The organism is Secundilactobacillus sp. MJ173, assembly GCF_059704265.1.
The window spans coordinates 48030-66946 of sequence record NZ_BAAKGN010000072.1 but is presented as its reverse complement, the minus strand read 5'-3'; the positions used below and the strand labels follow the sequence as shown (position 1 = coordinate 66946).

The 18917-nt window shown below is 41.7% G+C and carries 24 protein-coding genes and 1 tRNA gene; 21 read left to right on the top strand and 4 right to left on the bottom strand.

Annotated elements, in window-relative coordinates; genetic code table 11:
* Positions 1–4 precede the first annotated feature (4 nt).
* From AC6H04_RS11670 to AC6H04_RS11655, 4 genes are all read left to right on the top strand, one after another.
* Complete coding sequence (locus AC6H04_RS11670) at positions 5–667, top strand: amino acid ABC transporter permease (RefSeq protein WP_497571836.1); 663 nt, start codon at positions 5–7, stop codon at positions 665–667.
* The gene (locus AC6H04_RS11665; protein WP_497571835.1) at positions 648–1337 is read left to right on the top strand and encodes an amino acid ABC transporter permease; all 690 of its coding nucleotides are present in this window, start codon (positions 648–650) and stop codon (positions 1335–1337) included. The genes AC6H04_RS11670 and AC6H04_RS11665 overlap by 20 nt, the downstream gene beginning before the upstream one ends.
* Positions 1330–2070 (top strand): amino acid ABC transporter ATP-binding protein, encoded by a 741-nt coding sequence (locus tag AC6H04_RS11660; protein WP_497571834.1) that lies wholly within the window; start codon positions 1330–1332, stop codon positions 2068–2070. The genes AC6H04_RS11665 and AC6H04_RS11660 overlap by 8 nt, the downstream gene beginning before the upstream one ends.
* An 85-nt stretch (positions 2071–2155) precedes the next feature.
* Entirely contained in the window at positions 2156–3019 is an 864-nt protein-coding gene (locus AC6H04_RS11655) for a transporter substrate-binding domain-containing protein (protein WP_497571833.1), read from the top strand.
* 181 nt (positions 3020–3200) lie between these two features.
* On the opposite strand, the gene AC6H04_RS11650 is transcribed toward AC6H04_RS11655, so the two are convergent.
* The gene (locus AC6H04_RS11650) at positions 3201–3374 is read right to left on the bottom strand and encodes a DUF3042 family protein (RefSeq protein ID WP_089108180.1); all 174 of its coding nucleotides are present in this window, start codon (positions 3372–3374) and stop codon (positions 3201–3203) included.
* 105 nt (positions 3375–3479) lie between these two features.
* On the opposite strand from AC6H04_RS11650, the gene miaA reads away from it, so the two are divergent.
* From miaA to AC6H04_RS11620, 6 genes are all read left to right on the top strand, one after another.
* Entirely contained in the window at positions 3480–4403 is a 924-nt protein-coding gene (gene miaA, locus AC6H04_RS11645; protein ID WP_497571832.1) for a tRNA (adenosine(37)-N6)-dimethylallyltransferase MiaA, read from the top strand.
* Between the two features lie 79 nt (positions 4404–4482).
* Positions 4483–4866 (top strand): MerR family transcriptional regulator, encoded by a 384-nt coding sequence (locus AC6H04_RS11640; RefSeq protein WP_497571831.1) that lies wholly within the window; start codon positions 4483–4485, stop codon positions 4864–4866.
* Positions 4867–4914: 48 nt separating this feature from the next.
* Positions 4915–6255: a type I glutamate--ammonia ligase gene (gene glnA / locus AC6H04_RS11635; protein WP_098824134.1), complete on the top strand. Its 1341-nt coding sequence runs from the start codon at positions 4915–4917 to the stop codon at positions 6253–6255.
* 241 nt (positions 6256–6496) lie between these two features.
* Positions 6497–7384 (top strand): exonuclease SbcC, encoded by an 888-nt coding sequence (locus AC6H04_RS11630; RefSeq protein WP_497571830.1) that lies wholly within the window; start codon positions 6497–6499, stop codon positions 7382–7384.
* Entirely contained in the window at positions 7371–8309 is a 939-nt protein-coding gene (locus AC6H04_RS11625; protein WP_497571829.1) for a hypothetical protein, read from the top strand. Before AC6H04_RS11630 ends, AC6H04_RS11625 begins: the two co-directional genes overlap by 14 nt.
* Positions 8310–8319: 10 nt before the next feature.
* A complete protein-coding gene (locus AC6H04_RS11620) occupies positions 8320–8817 on the top strand; it encodes a dUTP diphosphatase (RefSeq protein WP_497571828.1) in 498 nt (165 codons plus the stop codon).
* A gap of 536 nt (positions 8818–9353) precedes the next feature.
* Here AC6H04_RS11620 and AC6H04_RS11615 read toward each other — a convergent pair.
* Positions 9354–9427 (bottom strand) — tRNA-Arg (locus AC6H04_RS11615).
* Positions 9428–9861: 434 nt separating this feature from the next.
* Between AC6H04_RS11615 and AC6H04_RS11610 the strand changes: the two genes are divergently transcribed.
* The gene (locus AC6H04_RS11610; RefSeq protein ID WP_497571827.1) at positions 9862–10353 is read left to right on the top strand and encodes an AP2 domain-containing protein; all 492 of its coding nucleotides are present in this window, start codon (positions 9862–9864) and stop codon (positions 10351–10353) included.
* A gap of 94 nt (positions 10354–10447) precedes the next feature.
* Here the strand turns inward: AC6H04_RS11610 and AC6H04_RS11605 are convergent, their stop codons facing one another.
* Together AC6H04_RS11605 and AC6H04_RS11600 are read right to left on the bottom strand one after the other, a co-directional pair.
* Positions 10448–10777 carry a heavy metal-binding domain-containing protein gene (locus tag AC6H04_RS11605; protein ID WP_497571826.1) on the bottom strand — a complete coding sequence of 110 codons (330 nt, stop codon included), beginning with the start codon at positions 10775–10777 and terminating at the stop codon, positions 10448–10450.
* A 59-nt stretch (positions 10778–10836) separates the two neighbouring features.
* Positions 10837–11604: a biotin--[acetyl-CoA-carboxylase] ligase gene (locus AC6H04_RS11600; RefSeq protein ID WP_497571825.1), complete on the bottom strand. Its 768-nt coding sequence runs from the start codon at positions 11602–11604 to the stop codon at positions 10837–10839.
* A 250-nt stretch (positions 11605–11854) separates the two neighbouring features.
* Here AC6H04_RS11600 and fabZ (AC6H04_RS11595) point away from each other — a divergent pair, with 250 nt between their 5' ends.
* The 10 genes from fabZ (AC6H04_RS11595) (at position 11855) to fabZ (AC6H04_RS11550) (ending at position 18917) form a co-directional block, all read left to right on the top strand.
* Positions 11855–12298: a 3-hydroxyacyl-ACP dehydratase FabZ gene (gene fabZ / locus AC6H04_RS11595; RefSeq protein ID WP_497571824.1), complete on the top strand. Its 444-nt coding sequence runs from the start codon at positions 11855–11857 to the stop codon at positions 12296–12298.
* A 69-nt stretch (positions 12299–12367) separates the two neighbouring features.
* Positions 12368–12826, top strand: coding sequence for a MarR family winged helix-turn-helix transcriptional regulator (locus tag AC6H04_RS11590; protein WP_497571823.1), 459 nt, complete (start codon positions 12368–12370; stop codon positions 12824–12826).
* 11 nt (positions 12827–12837) lie between these two features.
* Positions 12838–13815, top strand: a complete 978-nt coding sequence (locus AC6H04_RS11585) for a beta-ketoacyl-ACP synthase III (RefSeq protein WP_497571822.1) — start codon at positions 12838–12840, stop codon at positions 13813–13815.
* A 52-nt stretch (positions 13816–13867) separates the two neighbouring features.
* Complete coding sequence (locus AC6H04_RS11580) at positions 13868–14113, top strand: acyl carrier protein (protein WP_098824143.1); 246 nt, start codon at positions 13868–13870, stop codon at positions 14111–14113.
* A 10-nt stretch (positions 14114–14123) separates the two neighbouring features.
* A complete protein-coding gene (gene fabK / locus AC6H04_RS11575) occupies positions 14124–15074 on the top strand; it encodes an enoyl-[acyl-carrier-protein] reductase FabK (RefSeq protein ID WP_497571821.1) in 951 nt (316 codons plus the stop codon).
* Complete coding sequence (locus AC6H04_RS11570; RefSeq protein ID WP_497571820.1) at positions 15067–16008, top strand: ACP S-malonyltransferase; 942 nt, start codon at positions 15067–15069, stop codon at positions 16006–16008. Before fabK ends, AC6H04_RS11570 begins: the two co-directional genes overlap by 8 nt.
* Before the next feature lie 2 nt (positions 16009–16010).
* Positions 16011–16745 carry a 3-oxoacyl-[acyl-carrier-protein] reductase gene (gene fabG / locus AC6H04_RS11565; protein ID WP_497571819.1) on the top strand — a complete coding sequence of 245 codons (735 nt, stop codon included), beginning with the start codon at positions 16011–16013 and terminating at the stop codon, positions 16743–16745.
* Positions 16746–16756: 11 nt separating this feature from the next.
* Complete coding sequence (gene fabF, locus AC6H04_RS11560) at positions 16757–17989, top strand: beta-ketoacyl-ACP synthase II (RefSeq protein ID WP_497571818.1); 1233 nt, start codon at positions 16757–16759, stop codon at positions 17987–17989.
* Positions 17989–18462 (top strand): acetyl-CoA carboxylase biotin carboxyl carrier protein, encoded by a 474-nt coding sequence (accB, locus tag AC6H04_RS11555; protein ID WP_497571817.1) that lies wholly within the window; start codon positions 17989–17991, stop codon positions 18460–18462. Before fabF ends, accB begins: the two co-directional genes overlap by 1 nt.
* Before the next feature lie 11 nt (positions 18463–18473).
* Positions 18474–18917 (top strand): 3-hydroxyacyl-ACP dehydratase FabZ, encoded by a 444-nt coding sequence (gene fabZ / locus AC6H04_RS11550; RefSeq protein WP_497571816.1) that lies wholly within the window; start codon positions 18474–18476, stop codon positions 18915–18917.

Sequence of the window (18917 nt, the reverse complement as noted above, 5' to 3'; positions counted from 1 at the left end):
TCACATGAGTAGCTGGCAAATTATCCAGCAAAGTTTACCACTTTTTGAAAAGGGGTTTGTACTAACACTTTGGCTGTCGCTGATTGGCATCATTGGATCAATTATTGTTGGTCTGATCTGCAGTTTGCTGAAGTATTTCCGGGTACCTATTCTTGGTAGGATAGCAGCCATCTACGTTGAGATTTCTCGGAACACACCACTTTTGGTACAGCTGTTCTTTCTGTATTACGCGTTTCCGGTGTTTGGGTTCAAACTAAATGCTGAAATGTGTGGAATCGTTGGTTTGATTTTTCTTGGTGGCAGTTACATGGCCGAGGGATTCAACGGTGGTTTTGACGGTGTTAGTAAAACTCAAGTTGAAACCGGTAAGGCGATTGGTTTGTCCCGATTGCAATTGGCCCGTTACGTTGTTTTCCCTCAGGGCTTTACACTGAGCGTTCCGGCTTTAGCAGCAAACATGATCTTTTTAATTAAGGAAACGTCGATTTTTACAGTGATTGCAATTCCGGAATTAACCAATACTGCTCTTGATTTGATTGGTATGTATTACCGGTCAAACGAATATTTGTTCATGCTAGTTGTTGGGTATGCCATTATTTTGATTCCATTGTCAATTATTCTCACTATTTTGGAAAAGAGGGTTCGTTATGGCTCATTCGGGAATTAATGTTTTGTTCGAAGGCCGTAACCTCATTCGTCTATTTGGCGGGTTATGGACTACAGTAGAAATTGCAGCGGTTGCCTTAGTATTGGGCTTGATTTTAGGCGTTGTTTTAGGTGTATTAAGAACATTTCCCAACCGCTTATTACGATTTATACTACGTTTATATTTGGAGTTTTTCCGAATTATTCCTACAGTGGTGCTGCTTTTCCTGTTTTATTACATTCTGCCAAAGCAGATGGGTGTTAACCTACCTGCCAATCAGGTGGCAATACTAGTGTTTGCGTTGTGGACAGCCGCTGAAATGAGTGATATCGTCCGTGGCGCTTTAATCTCAGTACCAAAGCACCAACGGGAGTCTGGTATGGCGATTGGCCTCAGTCGCTGGCAGCTTTATCGTTATGTGCTGATTCCTCAAGCAGTTTCACTTGAATTACCAGCCACCATTAACTTAGTTACTCGTGTGATAAAAACAACCTCGCTACTGATGCTGATCAGTGTGATGGATGTTATTAATGTCGGGCAACAAGTTGTCGAAGCAAATAATCAAAAATATCCTACTGGTGTCTTTTGGGTGTATGGCATCATCTTCGTGATGTATTTTGTAATCGACTACCCACTGTCATGGTGGGCAAAACGAATGGATAAGAAGAGATTGGAGCGGGCAAATGGCTAAAGAGATTGTTAAAGTTGAACATTTAGAGAAATTTTATCAGAAGCGTCACGTGTTGCACGACATTAATTTCTCAGTTAATGAAGGAGAAGTGGTGGCCTTACTAGGGCCCTCTGGTTCTGGTAAGAGTACACTGATTCGCTGTTTGAATGGGCTAGAACCCTATCAACAGGGGGACATCACCTTTAATGGTGAAAAGATTGTGCCCACAGAGAAGAATTGGCAAAAGATTCGTCAAAAAATCGGCATGGTCTTTCAAAGCTATGATTTATTTCCGAATTTAACCGTCCTTGATAACATTTTGCTGGGGCCGGTTAAAGTGCAGCATCAATCCAGGGACACAGCGAAGGCTAGTGCTGAGAAATTGCTAGATCAAGTAGGCTTGCGAGAATATGAAAATGTCTATCCGCGCCAATTATCAGGTGGTCAAAAACAGCGAATTGCGATTGTCCGGGCGTTAGCATTAAATCCTGAATTAATGCTATTTGATGAAGTCACTGCTTCACTTGATCCGGAAATGGTGCGTGGTGTCTTGAACATTATTTCGAAGCTTGCACAGGATTCCAATATGACGATGATCGTTGTGACGCATGAGATGAATTTTGCTCAGCAGATTGCCGACCGTGTCTTGTTTCTAGAAGATGGTAAAATTCTGGAACAAACCAAGGGGAGCCAATTCTTTGAAAAGCCACAAACTGATCGGGCAAAGGCATTCTTGGATAGCATGGATTTTTAAGTTTTAAATCCAGCTAAAAAACGGATTCATTAATTTATTAACCAGACTTTTTATAAAACCAATCATATTTAGGGAGGAAACATAGATGAAGAAATTTGGGTTTAAGAAACTTGGCTTGTTTTTGGGAATCGCTGCTAGCTTAGCATTGGTGTTAAGCGGCTGTGGCAGTAGCAGCAAGAGCAGTTCGTCAGCTAGTTCAACGAAAAGCAGCGGTCAAAGTACCGTACAGCAGATCAAGAAGCGGGGGACAATTCGAATTGCCGTCTTCGGTGATTTACCACCATATGGCTGGGTCAATAAGCAAGGACAGCGTGTTGGATATGATTTAACATTAGCACGGCAAATTGCTAAAGATCTTAAGGTAAAGCCAAAGTTCGTGCAGGTTAACGCCAATAACCGGGTAGATGCTTTGAACTCCAACAAAGTTGATCTTGTTTTGGCTAACTTCACCGTGACACCAGAACGAAAACAAGTTGTTGACTTTGCTTCACCATACATGAAAGTTTCTGTTGGGGTCGTTTCGCCAAAAACTCAGCCAATTACGAAAGTTAGTCAGCTTCAAGGCAAGAACCTCATTGTCACGAAAGGTACGACGGCTGAAAACTACTTCACTTCAAAGCAGCCCAACGTTAAGTTACTAAAATTTGATTCTAAGACCCAGCAATTCAACGCGTTGAAGAATAACCGCGGGGTTGCACTGGCAGATGATAACTCATATCTTTACGCTTGGGTTAAGAATCAGCCAAAATACACGGTTGGTATCAAGTCAATCGGACCTAAACAATACATCGCGCCAGCCGTTAAGAAGGGGAACAAGTCTCTCCTGAACTGGACGAATAAAGAAGTAACATCATTGAATAACAAAGGCTTTTTTGACAAAGATTACAATTCTCAGTTGAAACCATACTTTGGTAAAGAAGTAAAACCATCAGATATTGTCATCAAGTAGCCGTTTAATGGGGTGAATTTGATACAATCATAAAATCAAAAAACTCATAGTCGAAATGCCACTGTAATGGTTGGCGAAATTTCCGACGATGAGTTTTTTTAGATGTAATATAAAATCCCACAATGATTTGAATGACCAATCACTGTGGGAAATCTAAATGGACGTTTTTATATGATAAAAATTAGTGGTGAGCTGAACGAGATTTACGAGCCGCCCGTTTGCGGTTTTCTTCAAACCGTTCTTCTTCATCTTCAATTGGTTCAACGACTTTTTTCTTGAATGATAATGCTGCACCTGCGACTGCACCAATTGTGGCAACAGTGCCAAATAAAAATCCTTTGATGAAATGCTTCATTGTTAAAGGCCCCCTAACAGGTTAAAATATGATTTGTTACCTACATTATGCAGGTTTTAGGGCTAAATTTCCAGTCATTAACAAAATTATAGTGGAGTGATCAGTTTGAAAAAAGTACTGGCCATTATTGGGCCAACAGCGGTAGGTAAAACCGCTTTATCATTGGAGTTAGCCAAACAGTTTCACGGTGAAATTATTTCTGGCGATTCCATGCAAGTTTACCGAGGATTAAATATTGGCACCGCAAAAATTATGCCTGCAGAACGGGAAGATATTCCGCATTATTTGATTGACATCAGAAATGTTGGTGAACGTTATTCAGTAGCTGACTTTGTGAATGAGAGTCAGCGGTTGATCGACGAAATCTCTAGCCGTGGTGGATTGCCCATGGTAGTGGGAGGTACGGGTTTTTATCTAAAAGCACTACTGTATGATCTAAACCTTGGCGGTGATCATTTTGAGCCGTCAGAAACAGTCAGAAATAAATGGCACGAGTATGCTGCACAACACGGTCAGCAAGCCTTATGGGAACAATTAAACCAGATTGACCCAGATGCGGCTCAACAGATTCCGGTGACCAATGAGCGTCGGGTCGTTCGCGCGCTAGAAGTTTATGAACGAACCGGCACGCTATTTTCAAAACAGCAAACGGTTCTAAAGCCAAGGTATGATGCGTACGTAGTCGGACTCAATACCGACCGGGCAAAAGTTTATGAACGAATCAATGCTCGAGTAGATCAGATGCTTACCATGGGGCTCTTAGATGAGGCACGACAACTCTATGACGCGGGTGGTGAGCAGTGGCAGTCAGGAAAAGGCATCGGTTATCGGGAACTTTTCCCTTATTTTAAGGGTGAAATGTCGAAGGCTGATGCGGTTGAGAAAATTAAACAGGATACGAGGCACTATGCAAAGCGGCAGCTCACATGGTTCCGACATCAAATTCCTGTACATTGGTACGATATCATTGCTGATCCGACCATCAAAAGTGAGATTGGTACATCAATCTTGGAGTGGCTTCAAAAATGATGTGATAAAACATGACATGAAGTGTTGACAGGCAAACAAATAGTGGTATGATTAAACATATTAGAGGGAGGTGAGTGCAGTGGCAGAAAAAGAACTACAGCGATCTAAGTCAGTTTTACCAATTGGTACAGTCATGAAATTAACTGATTTGACGGCTCGTCAGATTCGATATTATGAAGAACAAGAATTGGTGATTCCACAGCGAACTGATGGAAACCGACGGATGTATTCTTTAAATGATATTGATAAGTTGCTGGAAATCAAAGATTATTTGGATGAAGGTATCAATATGGCTGGCATTAAAGCAATTTATGCTCAGCAGAAAAAGCGAGCTGACGATATGAAGAATGAATCGTTGACTGATAGTGATGTTCGTCGGATTCTTCATGATGAATTTCTTAATATCAGCGGTTTTGAACCTAATTCCAACCCTTCATTGCATTCACAGCGGCCTCTAAAGTAGCCACAATTACTAACTGTTAACATAATCTATCATTCAAGGAGCGATTTTATGCCAAAACACGATTACACCAAAGACGATATTCGTCAAATGGCTAAGGACGAAAATGTTCAATTTTTACGATTAATGTTTACGGATCTGTTTGGAACGATTAAGAATGTTGAAGTACCCATTTCTCAATTGGAAAAACTACTCGACAACAAGTTAATGTTTGACGGTTCTTCAATCGACGGTTTCGTCCGCATTGAAGAAAGTGATATGTATCTGTATCCTGACTTATCAACTTGGATGATTTTCCCTTGGAGTAGTGATCGTGGTAAAATCGCACGTGTTATTTGTGAAGTTTACACCACAGAAAACAAACCATTTGCTGGCGATCCACGTAACAACTTGATCCGTGTGCTGGATGATATGCGTAAAGCTGGTTTCACTGACTTTAACATTGGACCGGAACCAGAATTCTTCCTATTTAAGATGGATGATAATGGCAAACCAACCACTGATTTGAACGATCAAGGCTCATACTTCGATATGGCACCAATGGACATGGGTGAAAATTGCCGACGTGAAATTGTGTTAACACTTGAAGACATGGGCTTTGATGTTGAAGCTGCCCACCATGAAGTGGCTCCAGGCCAACACGAAATTGATTTCAAGTACGCTGATGCATTGCATGCTGCTGATAACATTCAAACCTTCAAACTGGTTGTGAAGACGGTTGCACGTAAGTTTGGTCTTTATGCAACCTTCATGCCAAAGCCATTGGCCGGCATTAACGGTTCAGGGATGCATTTGAATATGTCACTCTTCCATAAAGATGGTAACGCCTTTTATGACGAAAAGGGCGATCTGCAACTATCACAGGATGCTTATTACTTCTTAGGTGGCTTGCTGAAGCATGCACGCAGCTTTACGGCAATCTGCAACCCAACCGTTAACTCTTACAAGCGGCTGGTTCCAGGCTATGAAGCACCAGTTTACGTTGCATGGTCAGGTTCAAACCGTTCACCATTGATTCGAGTACCAAGTTCTCGTGGTTTATCAACTCGTCTTGAACTTCGGAGTGTTGATCCGACTGCTAACCCATACTTAGCTATTGCTGCTGTTTTGGAAGCTGGCTTGGATGGCTTGAAGAACAAAATCGTACCTGAAAAGAGTGTTGATCGTAACATCTACCGGATGGACGACAAAGAACGTAGTGATAGTCATATTACTAATTTGCCTGATACATTACACAACGCGCTTAAGGACTTGTCTGCTGATGAAGTAATGCGTAAAGCTATGGGACCACATCTATACCCTAGCTTTATCGAAGCTAAGAACTTGGAGTACGATGCTTATCGGACACAAGTTTCTAAGTGGGAACGTGATCAGTACCTCGAATTATATTAATAAGTCTGTGAGTTTTTAAAATTTTGATGATTAATAGCCTGTTTACCAGTGAATGTGATTGGTAGACAGGCTATTTTGACTTTTAAGAATCGGTTTAGTCATTCTTCTGGATATTGGTCAGTGCTAGGAGTGAAGTTTTCTTTTAAATATCGACTTTTTCTTTAAAACTGCTTTATTAATCTTAATTTATCATTTAAGATTAACTATATACAGCGAGAAATAACAATCGAGGGATAAACATATGCCGAATAATAATGAAGAAACAAATCAAGAAGTAACGCCGGGTCAGGCTCAGCTTGATTCGTCACTTACTCAAAAAATTAAATACCTGCAGACACTGCAGTCTGCGTTACATGAACATGATGATCGACAGATTTATGAACTGATCGACAAGCCACGTTATGATCGTGAAGTTAAAAAATCTCGATCCACGACGAAAACCCAGAATTTAGCTGATTTGGTGGTCAATGATCACGAACAGCTCAGCCATTATCTGAGTGAGAATCTAATTGATTACCTCGGTCAAACTTATCCATTTTTCTACTATGATGAGGTTCATAATGGTGAGTTTGATATCTACTTTGGTAATTGGTGGGATCGCCGTAAATTTGGTAAATTAGATGTTTTGAATGTCGCCTTTGAATTTGACGAAACTGAATATGGTAAGTTAAAGCGCTCCTTTGAGCTAGACGCTCTTAATCAGCGTTATAATACGGATAATATTGCTGAGATTTCTGCCAATAGCGCTCAACTGCAAAAACTGATTGATGGACAAGATGAACGTGACCATCAGAAAGAAACGCTTCGACAGCAGCTTAAGGAAGTTAGTCAAAAGAGTACGTTGCCATGGGATTCTGGTAAGGTTAAAGAAGAACGTCAAAGTATTGTTGATCAATTATCAAAGTTAGCTGATGATGACGAAGAAGCCATTAACGCCAATAAGAAGATCAAAGAAAACGACGAAAAGATTTTGAGTTTATCAAAAGAAGATACGATTTTGACATATGAGAAACAGAGCATTCAGCAAAAGTTCGAAGACTTCTCACACTTTGAATCTCATAATCAAAGTTTGTATACCGACTACCTGACGAGTCTGATTGGTAAGGGGCAGGTGAATGCTGATGATTAATGAGAACGATCCATCGACGCTGAGCACAAGCGGCAGATTACTATCTTACAACGACGCAGTTAAAGAAGGATTAAAGATAGGTCAGCAATTCACCGAATTAATGGACCAACTGATTAATACTAAGGATCCTAAAGAATTAGTGGAAGCCGCCCAAACACTATCCGTTTTTGAGCTTGACAGTGATTACGTGACCTTTCCTCATCAATACAATAATGCGGATTACTATTTAGTCTTTATGAGTCGGTTGCTAGAATTGCATGATCAAGGAGAAGCAATCACTTTAGAGTCGCATGAGGATAATCAGCACCTCACTCAGCAGATTGCAGCTTTGGGCGATTTGGGTGTCTTTGCTTTCGTGTCAGCCAATGACACTACTGGTGGTGTTTATTACCAGGATAAAGTGACAGGTGAGACACTGTTTTACTTGAATCTCAAACGTCGGATGATGCGCATTAATAGTAGCGCAATCACAAAATTGTTTATTGAGACGTATGCTGATAAGCTTGAAAAAGAACATTTACTATCAGCCACTGACTTGCTAATTGCATTTGGCCAAGCGCTCAAAACTGACTTCGGCTTCGATGTTGACTTCAACTTGTTAGATACAAATAATAATGAATTTTACGCATTTCAGACCAGTGATTTATCGGCTGAAATCGTTGATAAGTTATTTGTGGCCGCAGCGGAAGAAAGTTATATGTTAAAACATGACAACGATGGCGCCGTGTTGGAATTAACGTCTAACTTGAAACTCAAGATTGCTAATCACAATGCAACTGGGGGCGCAGCTTGGGGACTATACGTTTCTGATGAAGATCAAAACGTTTCATGGTTCAAAGTTTTGCTGGAGTATCCGTTCCTGCGTAAATGGTATCTTGAAAATCTTGATGACTTGCAGATTCGTTCAGACAATTTAGTCTTTTAGAGGTGAGATGTTGACATTAGATTTAGCAAATTTATTACAGACTGCTATTCAACAACGCAATCAGTTTAATTATGAGCATCAAGTTGCGGTAAGTCCCGAAGAGGGATTACGGGTTGACTATGTGGCGTTGCACGTTTCATTAGGCCGCTTAGCTGACCTGATGGGTTGGTTTAAGTTAGGACAAGAAAAAGCGACGGTTTCGCCAGACGAACTGCTTAAAGCTTACGTTGAGGTGATGGATCATACCTTTCGAGTCGCTGCTCGACAAACTTGGTCTCACTTGATTGTAATGGCACCAGATGATTTGGAGGGTTTAAAGCAGAAACGGCCGGCTAAGAGTTTAAGTCAGCAATACCTGTCGATTTCTCATTTCATTGATCAATCATTTTTTGATCGTCAGCAAACCGCTTTTCAACATGCCTGGCATTTGATTTTAAAATTGGGACTTGTCGATTTAGGGTTCACTGAAGAACAAATTCAAACGGCTTACTTAAAAACAAATAAATAAAAGAAAAAGGATTGTTTATCCAACTCGATAAACAATCCTTTTTGAATCTAAAGCAATTAACTGATGTGAAGTAATTTGAAAAATAATTGCACGTAAGCGCGCTTTGGTGATGAAACAAGATGTTTTGACCGAGCACGCTGACGGCTTGTGCTGAGATACAATTCCCATACGCCTGCAAATACAAACAAGCCGATAATAAATGAGATGAAAATCATCGCAATCCCCCCATAAACTTAGATTTCAATTACGTTACAAGTACATTATGGTTTTATGACATCAAATTTGCAAGTTATTTTATTCAGAAAGTTTGGGGGTACAGATAACTAATTGAAAGGGGCAGTTACCTGTTAAAAATATGATTGTATAGTACAATATATTATGATAAAAGGCATTCGCACCGACTATAGTTTTATCAATTTGAGTTGAGTTTAGTCAATAAAAATTGACAAAAAAATTCTAGGTCAACAAACTTAACGTGATGAAATAACGATCACGAGTCGTTGACCTAGAAAAAGACTCATCATTTAATTAAATAGTGCGGCAAGAGAGATTCGAACCCTCGACCTACGGTTTAGAAGACCGTTGCTCTATCCAGCTGAGCTATTGCCGCATAACAATGAAACAACACGTATAATTATATGTGAATACCGAGAGCAAGTCAATCATAAAAGCAACTTATTGGCTAGTAAAACTAATATTTATTCGATAATTTTGACGGTAATGAATGATTGGATTTTACGAACTCTCAGGTCAATAGCTCAAAAAACTAGTCAAAGTTCTCTCAGCTATAATTATCAAGCAGTATTTTCATACAACTTAATCGAATACAATTGAAATACGCCGGCACTCCTGATAAAATAAGGGCAAGTTGACCAACTGAAATTAATCATACTTTTGGAGGAGCAGTGTTTGATTTCAGATTTTTAATTCTTAGGTCGACCAACGTAGCAGTTTGTGTCTTTGTATGGAATAGGCAGCAGTATTTTAAGTAAAGTGATTTGATTAATGGAGGGACGTCACTTTTATAAAGGATGGGGAAACGTTATGAGTAGAATGATTGAGATGAAAGGCAAGCAATTCGGCCGTTTGACAGTAATTCGACAAAACGGTCAAGATCCAAAGAATGCGGATTTATTGTGGGAGTGTCGTTGCAGCTGCGGTAATATTGTTACCGTGGATGGCTCACGCCTTCGTGGCGGCTATGTTAGAAGTTGCGGTTGTTTACGTCGGGAACTAGCGCGGGAACGTTACACAAAAAACAAGGGGTTTACCAAGAATATGGGTAATCCACAAAATTTGCGTAATAGCGATGGCATTATGGTTTCTTCTATTAAAGAGTCACAACGTAACACGTCTGGTGTGGTTGGCGTTTCTTATGATAAAGCCACGGATCGCTGGTTGGCTCGTTTGATGTATCAGGGGCATTACGTGTTGCTTAAAAGCTTTGATACTAAGGCCGAAGCAATCGATGCGCGTAAAGAAGCAGAAAAAGTGTACTGGCACAAGTCAAAGAAGAACCCACAAACAGCTATGTAGAACAAAGTAAAAAAATGGGTTAACTACCATTGATTATGATTTAAACCAAAAAAGCGCTGAATTTCAGCGCTTTTTTGGTTTGGCAGTTAAAAAGTTAACTTTGATGAGTAAACTTAACAGCAGTGCCATAAGCAGCTACCGACTGCATATCAGTCCCAATTGAACCAGAGTCGAATCGCATCATTACCACGGCGTCTGCACCAAGGTCAACGGCGTTTTGTCTAAGTCGTTCGATTGCCACGTCTCTAGCTTCAATCAACATTTTGGTATAGTCTTTGATTTCACCACCAACGATATTTTTAAGACCCGCACCAATATTTCTGACGACGTTTTTTGATTGCGTTGTCAGGCCAAAAACTTCGCCAATGATTTCGTATTCTTGACCGGGAATTTTCTCAGTTGTGGTCACAATAATTTCTGACATGTGAATACCCCCTTTATTGAACTCAGTGTATCATGAATAGTTTAGAAATACCAAATTGATCAGGGTAAAATCTTAGTGACTTCGCCGGCTCGAATTGTGCGTGTTTTTTCAGTAGCATCGTCAATGATGACTAACTGACCTAAGGAGTTGACATCAATGACTTGACCGATTACTAAAGAACGTCCAATTTGTATTTGAATACGATGATGCATCAGTGTTAAATGACGCTTATATTCGTCAATAAATTCTGAATTGGTATAGGTAATACAAGCATGGTAAAGATTACTGACTAATTCAATCAAAAACTTTTCTCGATCAAATCTCGTAGGGGGTGTTGTCAGTAAATTTCCAGCGATTTTTTCAATCGCATCAGGGAAACTTGCTTGAAATAAGTTGATTCCCACGCCCACAACTACGGCATTTTTGGCGCCTTGTTCAACAAGAATGCCCGCAATTTTACGGTTATTTAAGTAAATATCATTGACCCATTTAACTTGAACTGAAAGGTCGAAGCTGTTTTGACACGCTTTAACGATTGCCATTGCTAGCTTAGTGGTCAACAAGCCGACTCTTTCAGGGTCGACTGTCAGGTTCGGCAATATCAATGAAAAGTAGAGACCACCAACAGGTGAATAAAAGTCACGCGCGCGTTTGCCAACACCAGCTGTTTGCTGGTTAGCCCATATCAAGTGGGGATTTTGATTCACCTTTTGCTGGCTTAATTGTTTGGCATATTGATTGGTCGAGCCAATGGAATCAAAGTGCAATAAACTGATTTTTATCCGGTTTCGTTGGTATAACTCTTTTTCAATGTCCGCGTCGTTCATGGTCTTACCTCCAAGATGTGATCATTATAACATACAGTATTTCAGATATTGCCTGGCTAGGTAATTTGATAATCGAACTATTAATGCGGTTGGAAGCGTTTTACTTAGTAGCTTAAACATCAGTGAGAAAGCGTGTCGTACCTAGTCAATTTTGGAAAATTACTTGACAGCGACTCTGATTTTAGAATATGATAACGCCATCAAATACTTTGATGTTTGAAATAGTTTTGAAGGAGGTGCTTTGCGACCTATGCAATTAACTTCTCAAGAGATTCAAGAGCTTATTCCTAACCGGTTCCCGATTTTTTACATGGATGGTGTTAAAGAACTTGTTGCTGGCGAATCAATCACTGCTATCAAGAACGTCACCGCTGATGAAAGCTTTGTTAATGGTTTTCGTCCTGGTGAATATGTGATGCCGCCAGCATTAATCGTTGAATCACTTGCACAAGCAGCTTCGATTCTGATTTTGAAATCGCCCGCTTTTGAGCATAAAACTGCTTACCTTGGTGGAATTTCTAAAGCCGAATTTTTAAAAGATGTTCACGCTGCGGATCAGTTGGAGCTGAAAGTTAAGATGAAAAAGCAACGCGATAATATGGGCGTTGTTTCGTGTGAGGCGGTGGTTAACGAAGAAGTTGTTTTGAAGGCTGAGCTGATGTTTATCGTTGAACCAGAAAAAACCGTACGTTAACTACCAAAACTCTCACTACTGTTATTTTGAGATGAAAATCATTTGCGAATCAAAATGGGTGGTGAATAGATGGATTATTCTACGGCTAAACGGGTCAACCAATTATTAACAACAGTATATGGCGACATTGTACGAGTGGAAGAATTGGCTCTAAGAACGAGTCAGTTCAAAGATATTTCCCTCAAGGAAGTGCACGCTGTAGATGCAATTTCAATGTACGAGCATAAAACAACTTCGGAAGTTGCTCGCGAGTTGCGAATCACACCTGGAACTTTGACAACGATGGTCAATCATTTGGTGAGAAAAGACTATGTTCAACGGCTTAGAAGCGACGATGATCGACGTTTTGTCCGTCTAGGGTTAACGCGTCGTGGGCGCTTAGTTTACCGTGCACACGCATCCTTTCATCGTCAAATGGTCGAAAGTTTTGCCAAAGGGATGGATGATGAACAGCTTAAAATCATTGAAAAAGCATTGCTAAATTTAGAAGCGTTTCTTGAATTCGCTTCACCGACTCCAAATAAGTGAGGGGTTACTCAATGACAGGGATTCAAATTGTCCAAAGTGCCAGTACTGTCCCAGAACGGGTAGTTGCCAATGACGAGCTGAGTGCCTACATGGATACTTCAGACGAATGGATTTCTACGCGAACTGGGATTAAACAACGCCATGTTTCAACTGGACAAACCACCAGTGAATTGTGTACTAGCGTGGCACAAAAGTTGCTAGGGCAAGCTGGTTGGCAGGCTTCGGATTTAGATTTTATCATCGTTGCTACCATGTCTCCAGATTACATGACACCTGCTACGGCCGCCATTGTTCAAGGACGAATTGGTGCTAAAAAGGCGTTTGCATTTGACTTAAACGCTGCTTGTTCGGGCTTTATTTACGGACTAAAAGTTGCTGAAGGCTTACTGCAGACGCCTGGTACGCGAGGAATATTGATTGGCGGCGAAGTCTTATCCAAACTAATTGACTGGCATGAGCGCTCCACAGCAGTTTTGTTCGGCGATGGTGCGGCAGGTATTCTGTTAGCTAATGATCAGCTGACTGATTCAGCTTTCCTAGCCTCTGATCTTCAAACCATCGGTGACTTAGGTGACAAGCTAACTGCTGGTTATCAGCCGGTTAATTCTGTTTTTGCAAGTGATTCGACTGATGGCCATCAACGTTATTTTGAGATGGATGGCCGAGCAGTTTATAAATTTGCTACGCATCAAGTGCCAGAATCGATTCAACGAGCGGTAAAACAAGCCGGTCTATTAGTTCAGGACGTTGACTACTTTATTTTGCATCAAGCCAACCAACGAATTCTTGATCAAATCGCAAAACGGTTAGATCAACCAAACAAGAAATTTTTGACTAACGTGGCTGATTACGGTAATACGTCCGCAGCTAGCGTGCCCATTTTACTGGATGAAGTCATTAAAAATGGCACCATTCAGCGAGGCCAAATCATCGCGTTAAGTGGTTTTGGCGGCGGTTTAACCGTTGGTACTCAAATTATCAAGTATTAATTAAACACAAATAAACACAAAAATAAATGACAGCTTAAGGAGCTCAAATATTATGACTAACGACGAAATTTTTTCAAAAGTACAAGCAATTATCGTAGACCAAACTGGTGAAGACGCAGAAAAAGTAACCATGACGACTAACATCAAGCAAGATTTAGATGCTGACAGTTTGGATATTTTTGAAGTGATTAACGAAATTGAAGATGAATTTGATATCAAGATTGAAACTGAAGAGGGTATTGAAACCGTTTCTGATCTAGTTACCTTCGTTGAAAAGCAATTAGCTGACAAGGAGTAAAAATAAACTTATGCAATTAGATCCATTTATGCAGTCATTAGGATTAAAGTATCCGATTTTTCAAGGCGGTATGGCATGGGTCGCAGATGGCCGTTTGGCGGCCGCAGTATCGAATGCAGGGGGTCTCGGAATCATTGGTGCCGGACATGCATCCGGTGAGGTAGTAGCTCAGGAAATTGAACGGGCCAAGTCGTTGACTGACCGGCCTTTTGGTGTGAATGTGATGTTGCTTTCTCCACATGTAGAGGATGTCGTAAACGTTATTTTGAAGGCACATGAAAGCATTACGGTAGTCACTACGGGTGCTGGCGATCCTTCCAAATACCTGGCGATGTTCAAATCAGCTGATATCAAAGTTGTTCCAGTGGTGGCTTCGGTTGCGCAAGCTAAACGGATGGCTAGAGTCGGTGCTGACGCCGTTGTGGCTGAGGGAATGGAGTCAGGTGGGCACATTGGCAAGCTCACAACGATGGCTTTAGTTCCACAAGTAGTTGACGCCATTAACATTCCAGTGATTGCTGCTGGTGGAATCGCTGATGGGCGCGGTTTAGCTGCTGCCTTCATGCTAGGCGCAGTTGGTGTTCAGATGGGAACTAGATTCCTCGTAGCAGCAGAATCCAAGGTTCACCCAGATTACAAAAAAGCGGTGCTTAAAGCAAAGGACATTGATACTGTGATTACCGGTGAATTTGCTGGACACCCAGCACGGGTTTTAAAGAATCCAATGGCTAAACGATTTATTCGACTTGAAAAGAGTGAAGCTGCAAAAAGCGAGCCTGATTTTGGTGAAGTCGAAGAAATTGGTAACGGTAGTTTGCGGACTGCGGTTTTAACGGGTGATCGTGAAAACGGTGCTTATATGGCCGGTCAAGTTGCCGGTCTGGTCAAGCAGCCGCAACCAGCTGCTGAAATTTTGGCTGATGTTTACGAACAGGCTACAAAATTGATGGGTGGTGTCTAAACTGAAAGTTGGATTATTGTTTAGCGGTCAAGGTGCACAAAAAACGGGTATGGGCGAAGACCTGTATCAACAAAATACAACGTATAAAGCAGCTATCGATCGAGCTAGTCAAATGTTAGATATTGATTTACCAAAGTTATATTTTGACGCCACAGCTGCAGATCAACTTTCTGAAACCCAGTTCACGCAACCTGCAATTGTAGCGATGAGTTGTGCGCTTTACGAAGTGGTCAAAGCACAATTACCGTCTGTGGTGGCCGGTATCGGGCTAAGTCTAGGTGAATACAGTGCCTTAGCAACTAGTGGTTTCATGACAACTGAACAGGCATTAAAGCTCGTTAAACTGCGTGGTCGTTTGATGCAGGAGGCTAGTGATGTTCAGCCAAGTAAAATGGTCGCCATCATGAACACAACCATCGAGCTGATTCAAGAAGCTTGTGAAGCTGCTGAAGGTATTGGGCAAGTTTCAATTGCCAATGTCAACACGCCTAAGCAAGTTGTCATTGGCGGTGAAGTTGAAGCGGTGAATGAAGCAGTTAGTTACCTAGAATCTAAAGACGTTAAGCGCATGGTACCACTCAACGTCAGCGGTGCTTTTCATACACCTTTGATGCGGCCCGCCCAGGCGCAACTGCATGATGCACTGACAAAAGTAGACTGGACGCAAGGGACCTTCCCAGTCATTAGTACAACCACGGGTCAACCATTTAATACTGAAAAATTGACACAAACGCTGACGAATCAGTTGGTTTCTACCACAAGGTTCACGGATGCAATTCAACAGTTGAGCGGCAAAGTTGATGCTGTCATTGAGTTAGGGCCTGGTAAGACCCTTATGAGTTTTGCTCGGAAAACAGTTAAGGGGATTGATTATTATCACATTGATGACATTGACACCCTCGATAAAACGTTGACGGCTTTAAGGGGTGAATGAATTTGGAATTAAACGGTAAAACGGTTTTAGTAACGGGCAGTACTCAAGGAATTGGACTTGCCATTGCGCAGGCCTTTGCAAAGCAGGGTGCTAACGTTGTGATTAACGGCCGCCATGCTGCATCAAAAGAGGTTATTGCTTCGATTCAGGCCGAAAACGTTATCTGTTGGGACCTCTCTGCTGATATTACGGACTCGGATGCAGTTCAGGCAATGATCGACAGTATTTATGAAAAAGCCGGTCAACTGGATATTGTGGTCAATAATGCTGGTATTGTAAACGATAAATTACTAAATCGGATGAGTGAAACTGATTTTAGTCAGGTGATCAACACTAATCTGACTGGGACGTTCAACGTGATCAAAGCTTGTCTACGACCAATGTATAAGGCTCGTCGTGGGGCTTTCATTAATATGGCAAGCGTGATTGGGTTGACTGGTAACATCGGTCAGGCTAATTATGCTGCTAGTAAAGCAGGTATTATTGGCTTAACCAAGTCGGTGGCCAAAGAAGCAGCTATGAGGGGCATCCGGTGCAACGCAATTGCTCCAGGGATGATTGATACTGCAATGACGGCACAATTATCTGACAAGGTTAAAGCGGAGATTTTAAACCAAATTCCATTAAAACGTTTGGGCTCAACCCAAGAAGTTGCTCAAGCCGCAATCTTTTTAGCGGAAAATGACTATATCACGGGTCAGACCATCACCATTGATGGCGGCCTAACAATGCAATAAGGAGCGAGTGTATGACTAGAGTAGTAATTACAGGAATGGGTGCGTTAACACCGATCGGTAATAGTGTTTCGGAATTTGAAGCTGGCTTACAGGCTTCGAAGGTTGGTTTTCAACCGATTACGCATTTTGATGCCAGTGAAACTGGGATTACTTTAGCTGGTGAATTACATGATTTTGATCCGTTAAAGCGGTTAGGTAAAAAGGATTTACGCCGAATGGACGCCTTCAGCCAATACGCCATGTATGCTGCTTCAGAAGCTGTTGAACAGGCTGGTATTGATGAATCGAATACTGAACCGGAATCAATGGGTGTCATCTATGGTTCGGGTATTGGTGGCTTAACGACCATTCAAGAACAAGTCATTAAGATGCATGATAAGGGACCTCAGCGAGTTTCCCCAATGTTTGTACCGACATCGATTTCTAATATGGCGTCCGGAAACATGGCTATTCGTTACCACGCCAAGAATATTTGCACAACGATTGTGACCGCCTGTGCTTCAGGAACCAATGCCATTGGTGAAGCGTTCCGTCAAATCAAGGAAGGTCGTGCGCAAGTTATGCTGACCGGTGGTTCGGAAGCTTCGGTTAACGAAATTGGGATTGCCGGTTTCGCTGCTTTATCGACGTTGTCCAAGGCCACTGATCCGAAAAAGGCTTCTCTACCATTTGATGCTGGCCGGCTGGGTTTCGTAATGGGTGAAGGTGCCGGGACTTTGGTACTTGAATCTTTAGAACACGCACAACAGCGCGGGGCAAACATTTTGGCTGAAATTGTTGGTTATGGGGCGACTTCAGATGCCTATCACATGACATCACCGGATCCTGAAGGAACACAAGCCGCCCGTGCCATGCAGCTGGCAATTGACGAGGCTGGGATTAAGCCTGCCGATGTTGACTACATTAATGCGCATGGGACTGCCACTATGGGTAATGACAGTGCGGAATCAAAGGCGATCAACACCGTCTTTGGTCAGGACAGCGATGTCTTAGTTTCCAGCACTAAATCTATGACGGGACATCTCCTAGGTGCAGCTGGTGCCATTGAAGCTGTTGCGACAGTGGGGGCATTACAGACCGGTAAGTTGCCAGAAAACGTTGGTATCGTCAATCAAGATCCTGAATGTCAGGTTAACTTGGTCAACGATGCGAACCGTGATCATGAAACTGAATATGCCATCAGCAATTCATTTGGTTTTGGGGGACATAACGCCGTTTTGGCATTTAGAAAGTGGGCGGACTAATGACACTTGAAGAGATCCAAGCCATTATTCGTCAAATTAACGATAGCGAGATTCGTGAAATTAACCTTGATTATCAAGATATTCATCTTTATCTCAATAAAAACAAAATTAGCCATCAAAAAAATGAGGCTGTTGATCAAAAATCAACTTCTGTTAAGCCGGTTGAGAAACTTGAACAGCCACTTCAAGCATCTCAGACTGATCTAGGGACTCCCACGAAGTCGGTGGAACAAGAAACAACCGCAATCAAAGCGCCACTAGTTGGTGTGATATATTTGCAGCCCTCTCCTGATAAGCCAGCGTACAAATCGGTGGGCGATCATGTCAGTGTCGGCGAAGTTGTTTGCGTGATTGAGGCAATGAAGATGATGACCGAGATTAAGAGTAAAGTGGCCGGCACGATTTCAAAGATTCTTGTTGAAAATGAAGAAGTGGTTGAATATGATCAGCCACTGTTTGAAGTAACTAAATGAGGTGACAAAATTTGTCAGAAGAAGCAAAACACGAATTAGACGTCGTTGAAATTCAGAAAATTTTACCACACCGATACCCGATGCTGTTAGTTGACCGGGTACTTGACTATGTGCCAGGTGAAAAAGTGATTGCCAAGAAAAACGTTTCGGTCAATGAAGCCTTTTTCCAAGGGCACTTTCCGGGTAACCCAGTTATGCCTGGTGTTTTAATTGTTGAAGCAATGGCACAGGCTGGCGCGATTGCACTGCTGACCGTACCTGAATTTAAAGGTAAGACGGCCTACTTTGGCGGGATGAATAGGGTTAAATTCCGTCAAATGGTTAAGCCTGGTGATACTTTGAAGTTAGAAGTCACTCTAGAAAAGGTTCGCGGTAACGCTGGTTTGGGACATGGTGAAGCATACGTCGAAGGTAAAAAGGTTTGTTCAGGAGATCTCACCTTTATGATTGGGTAG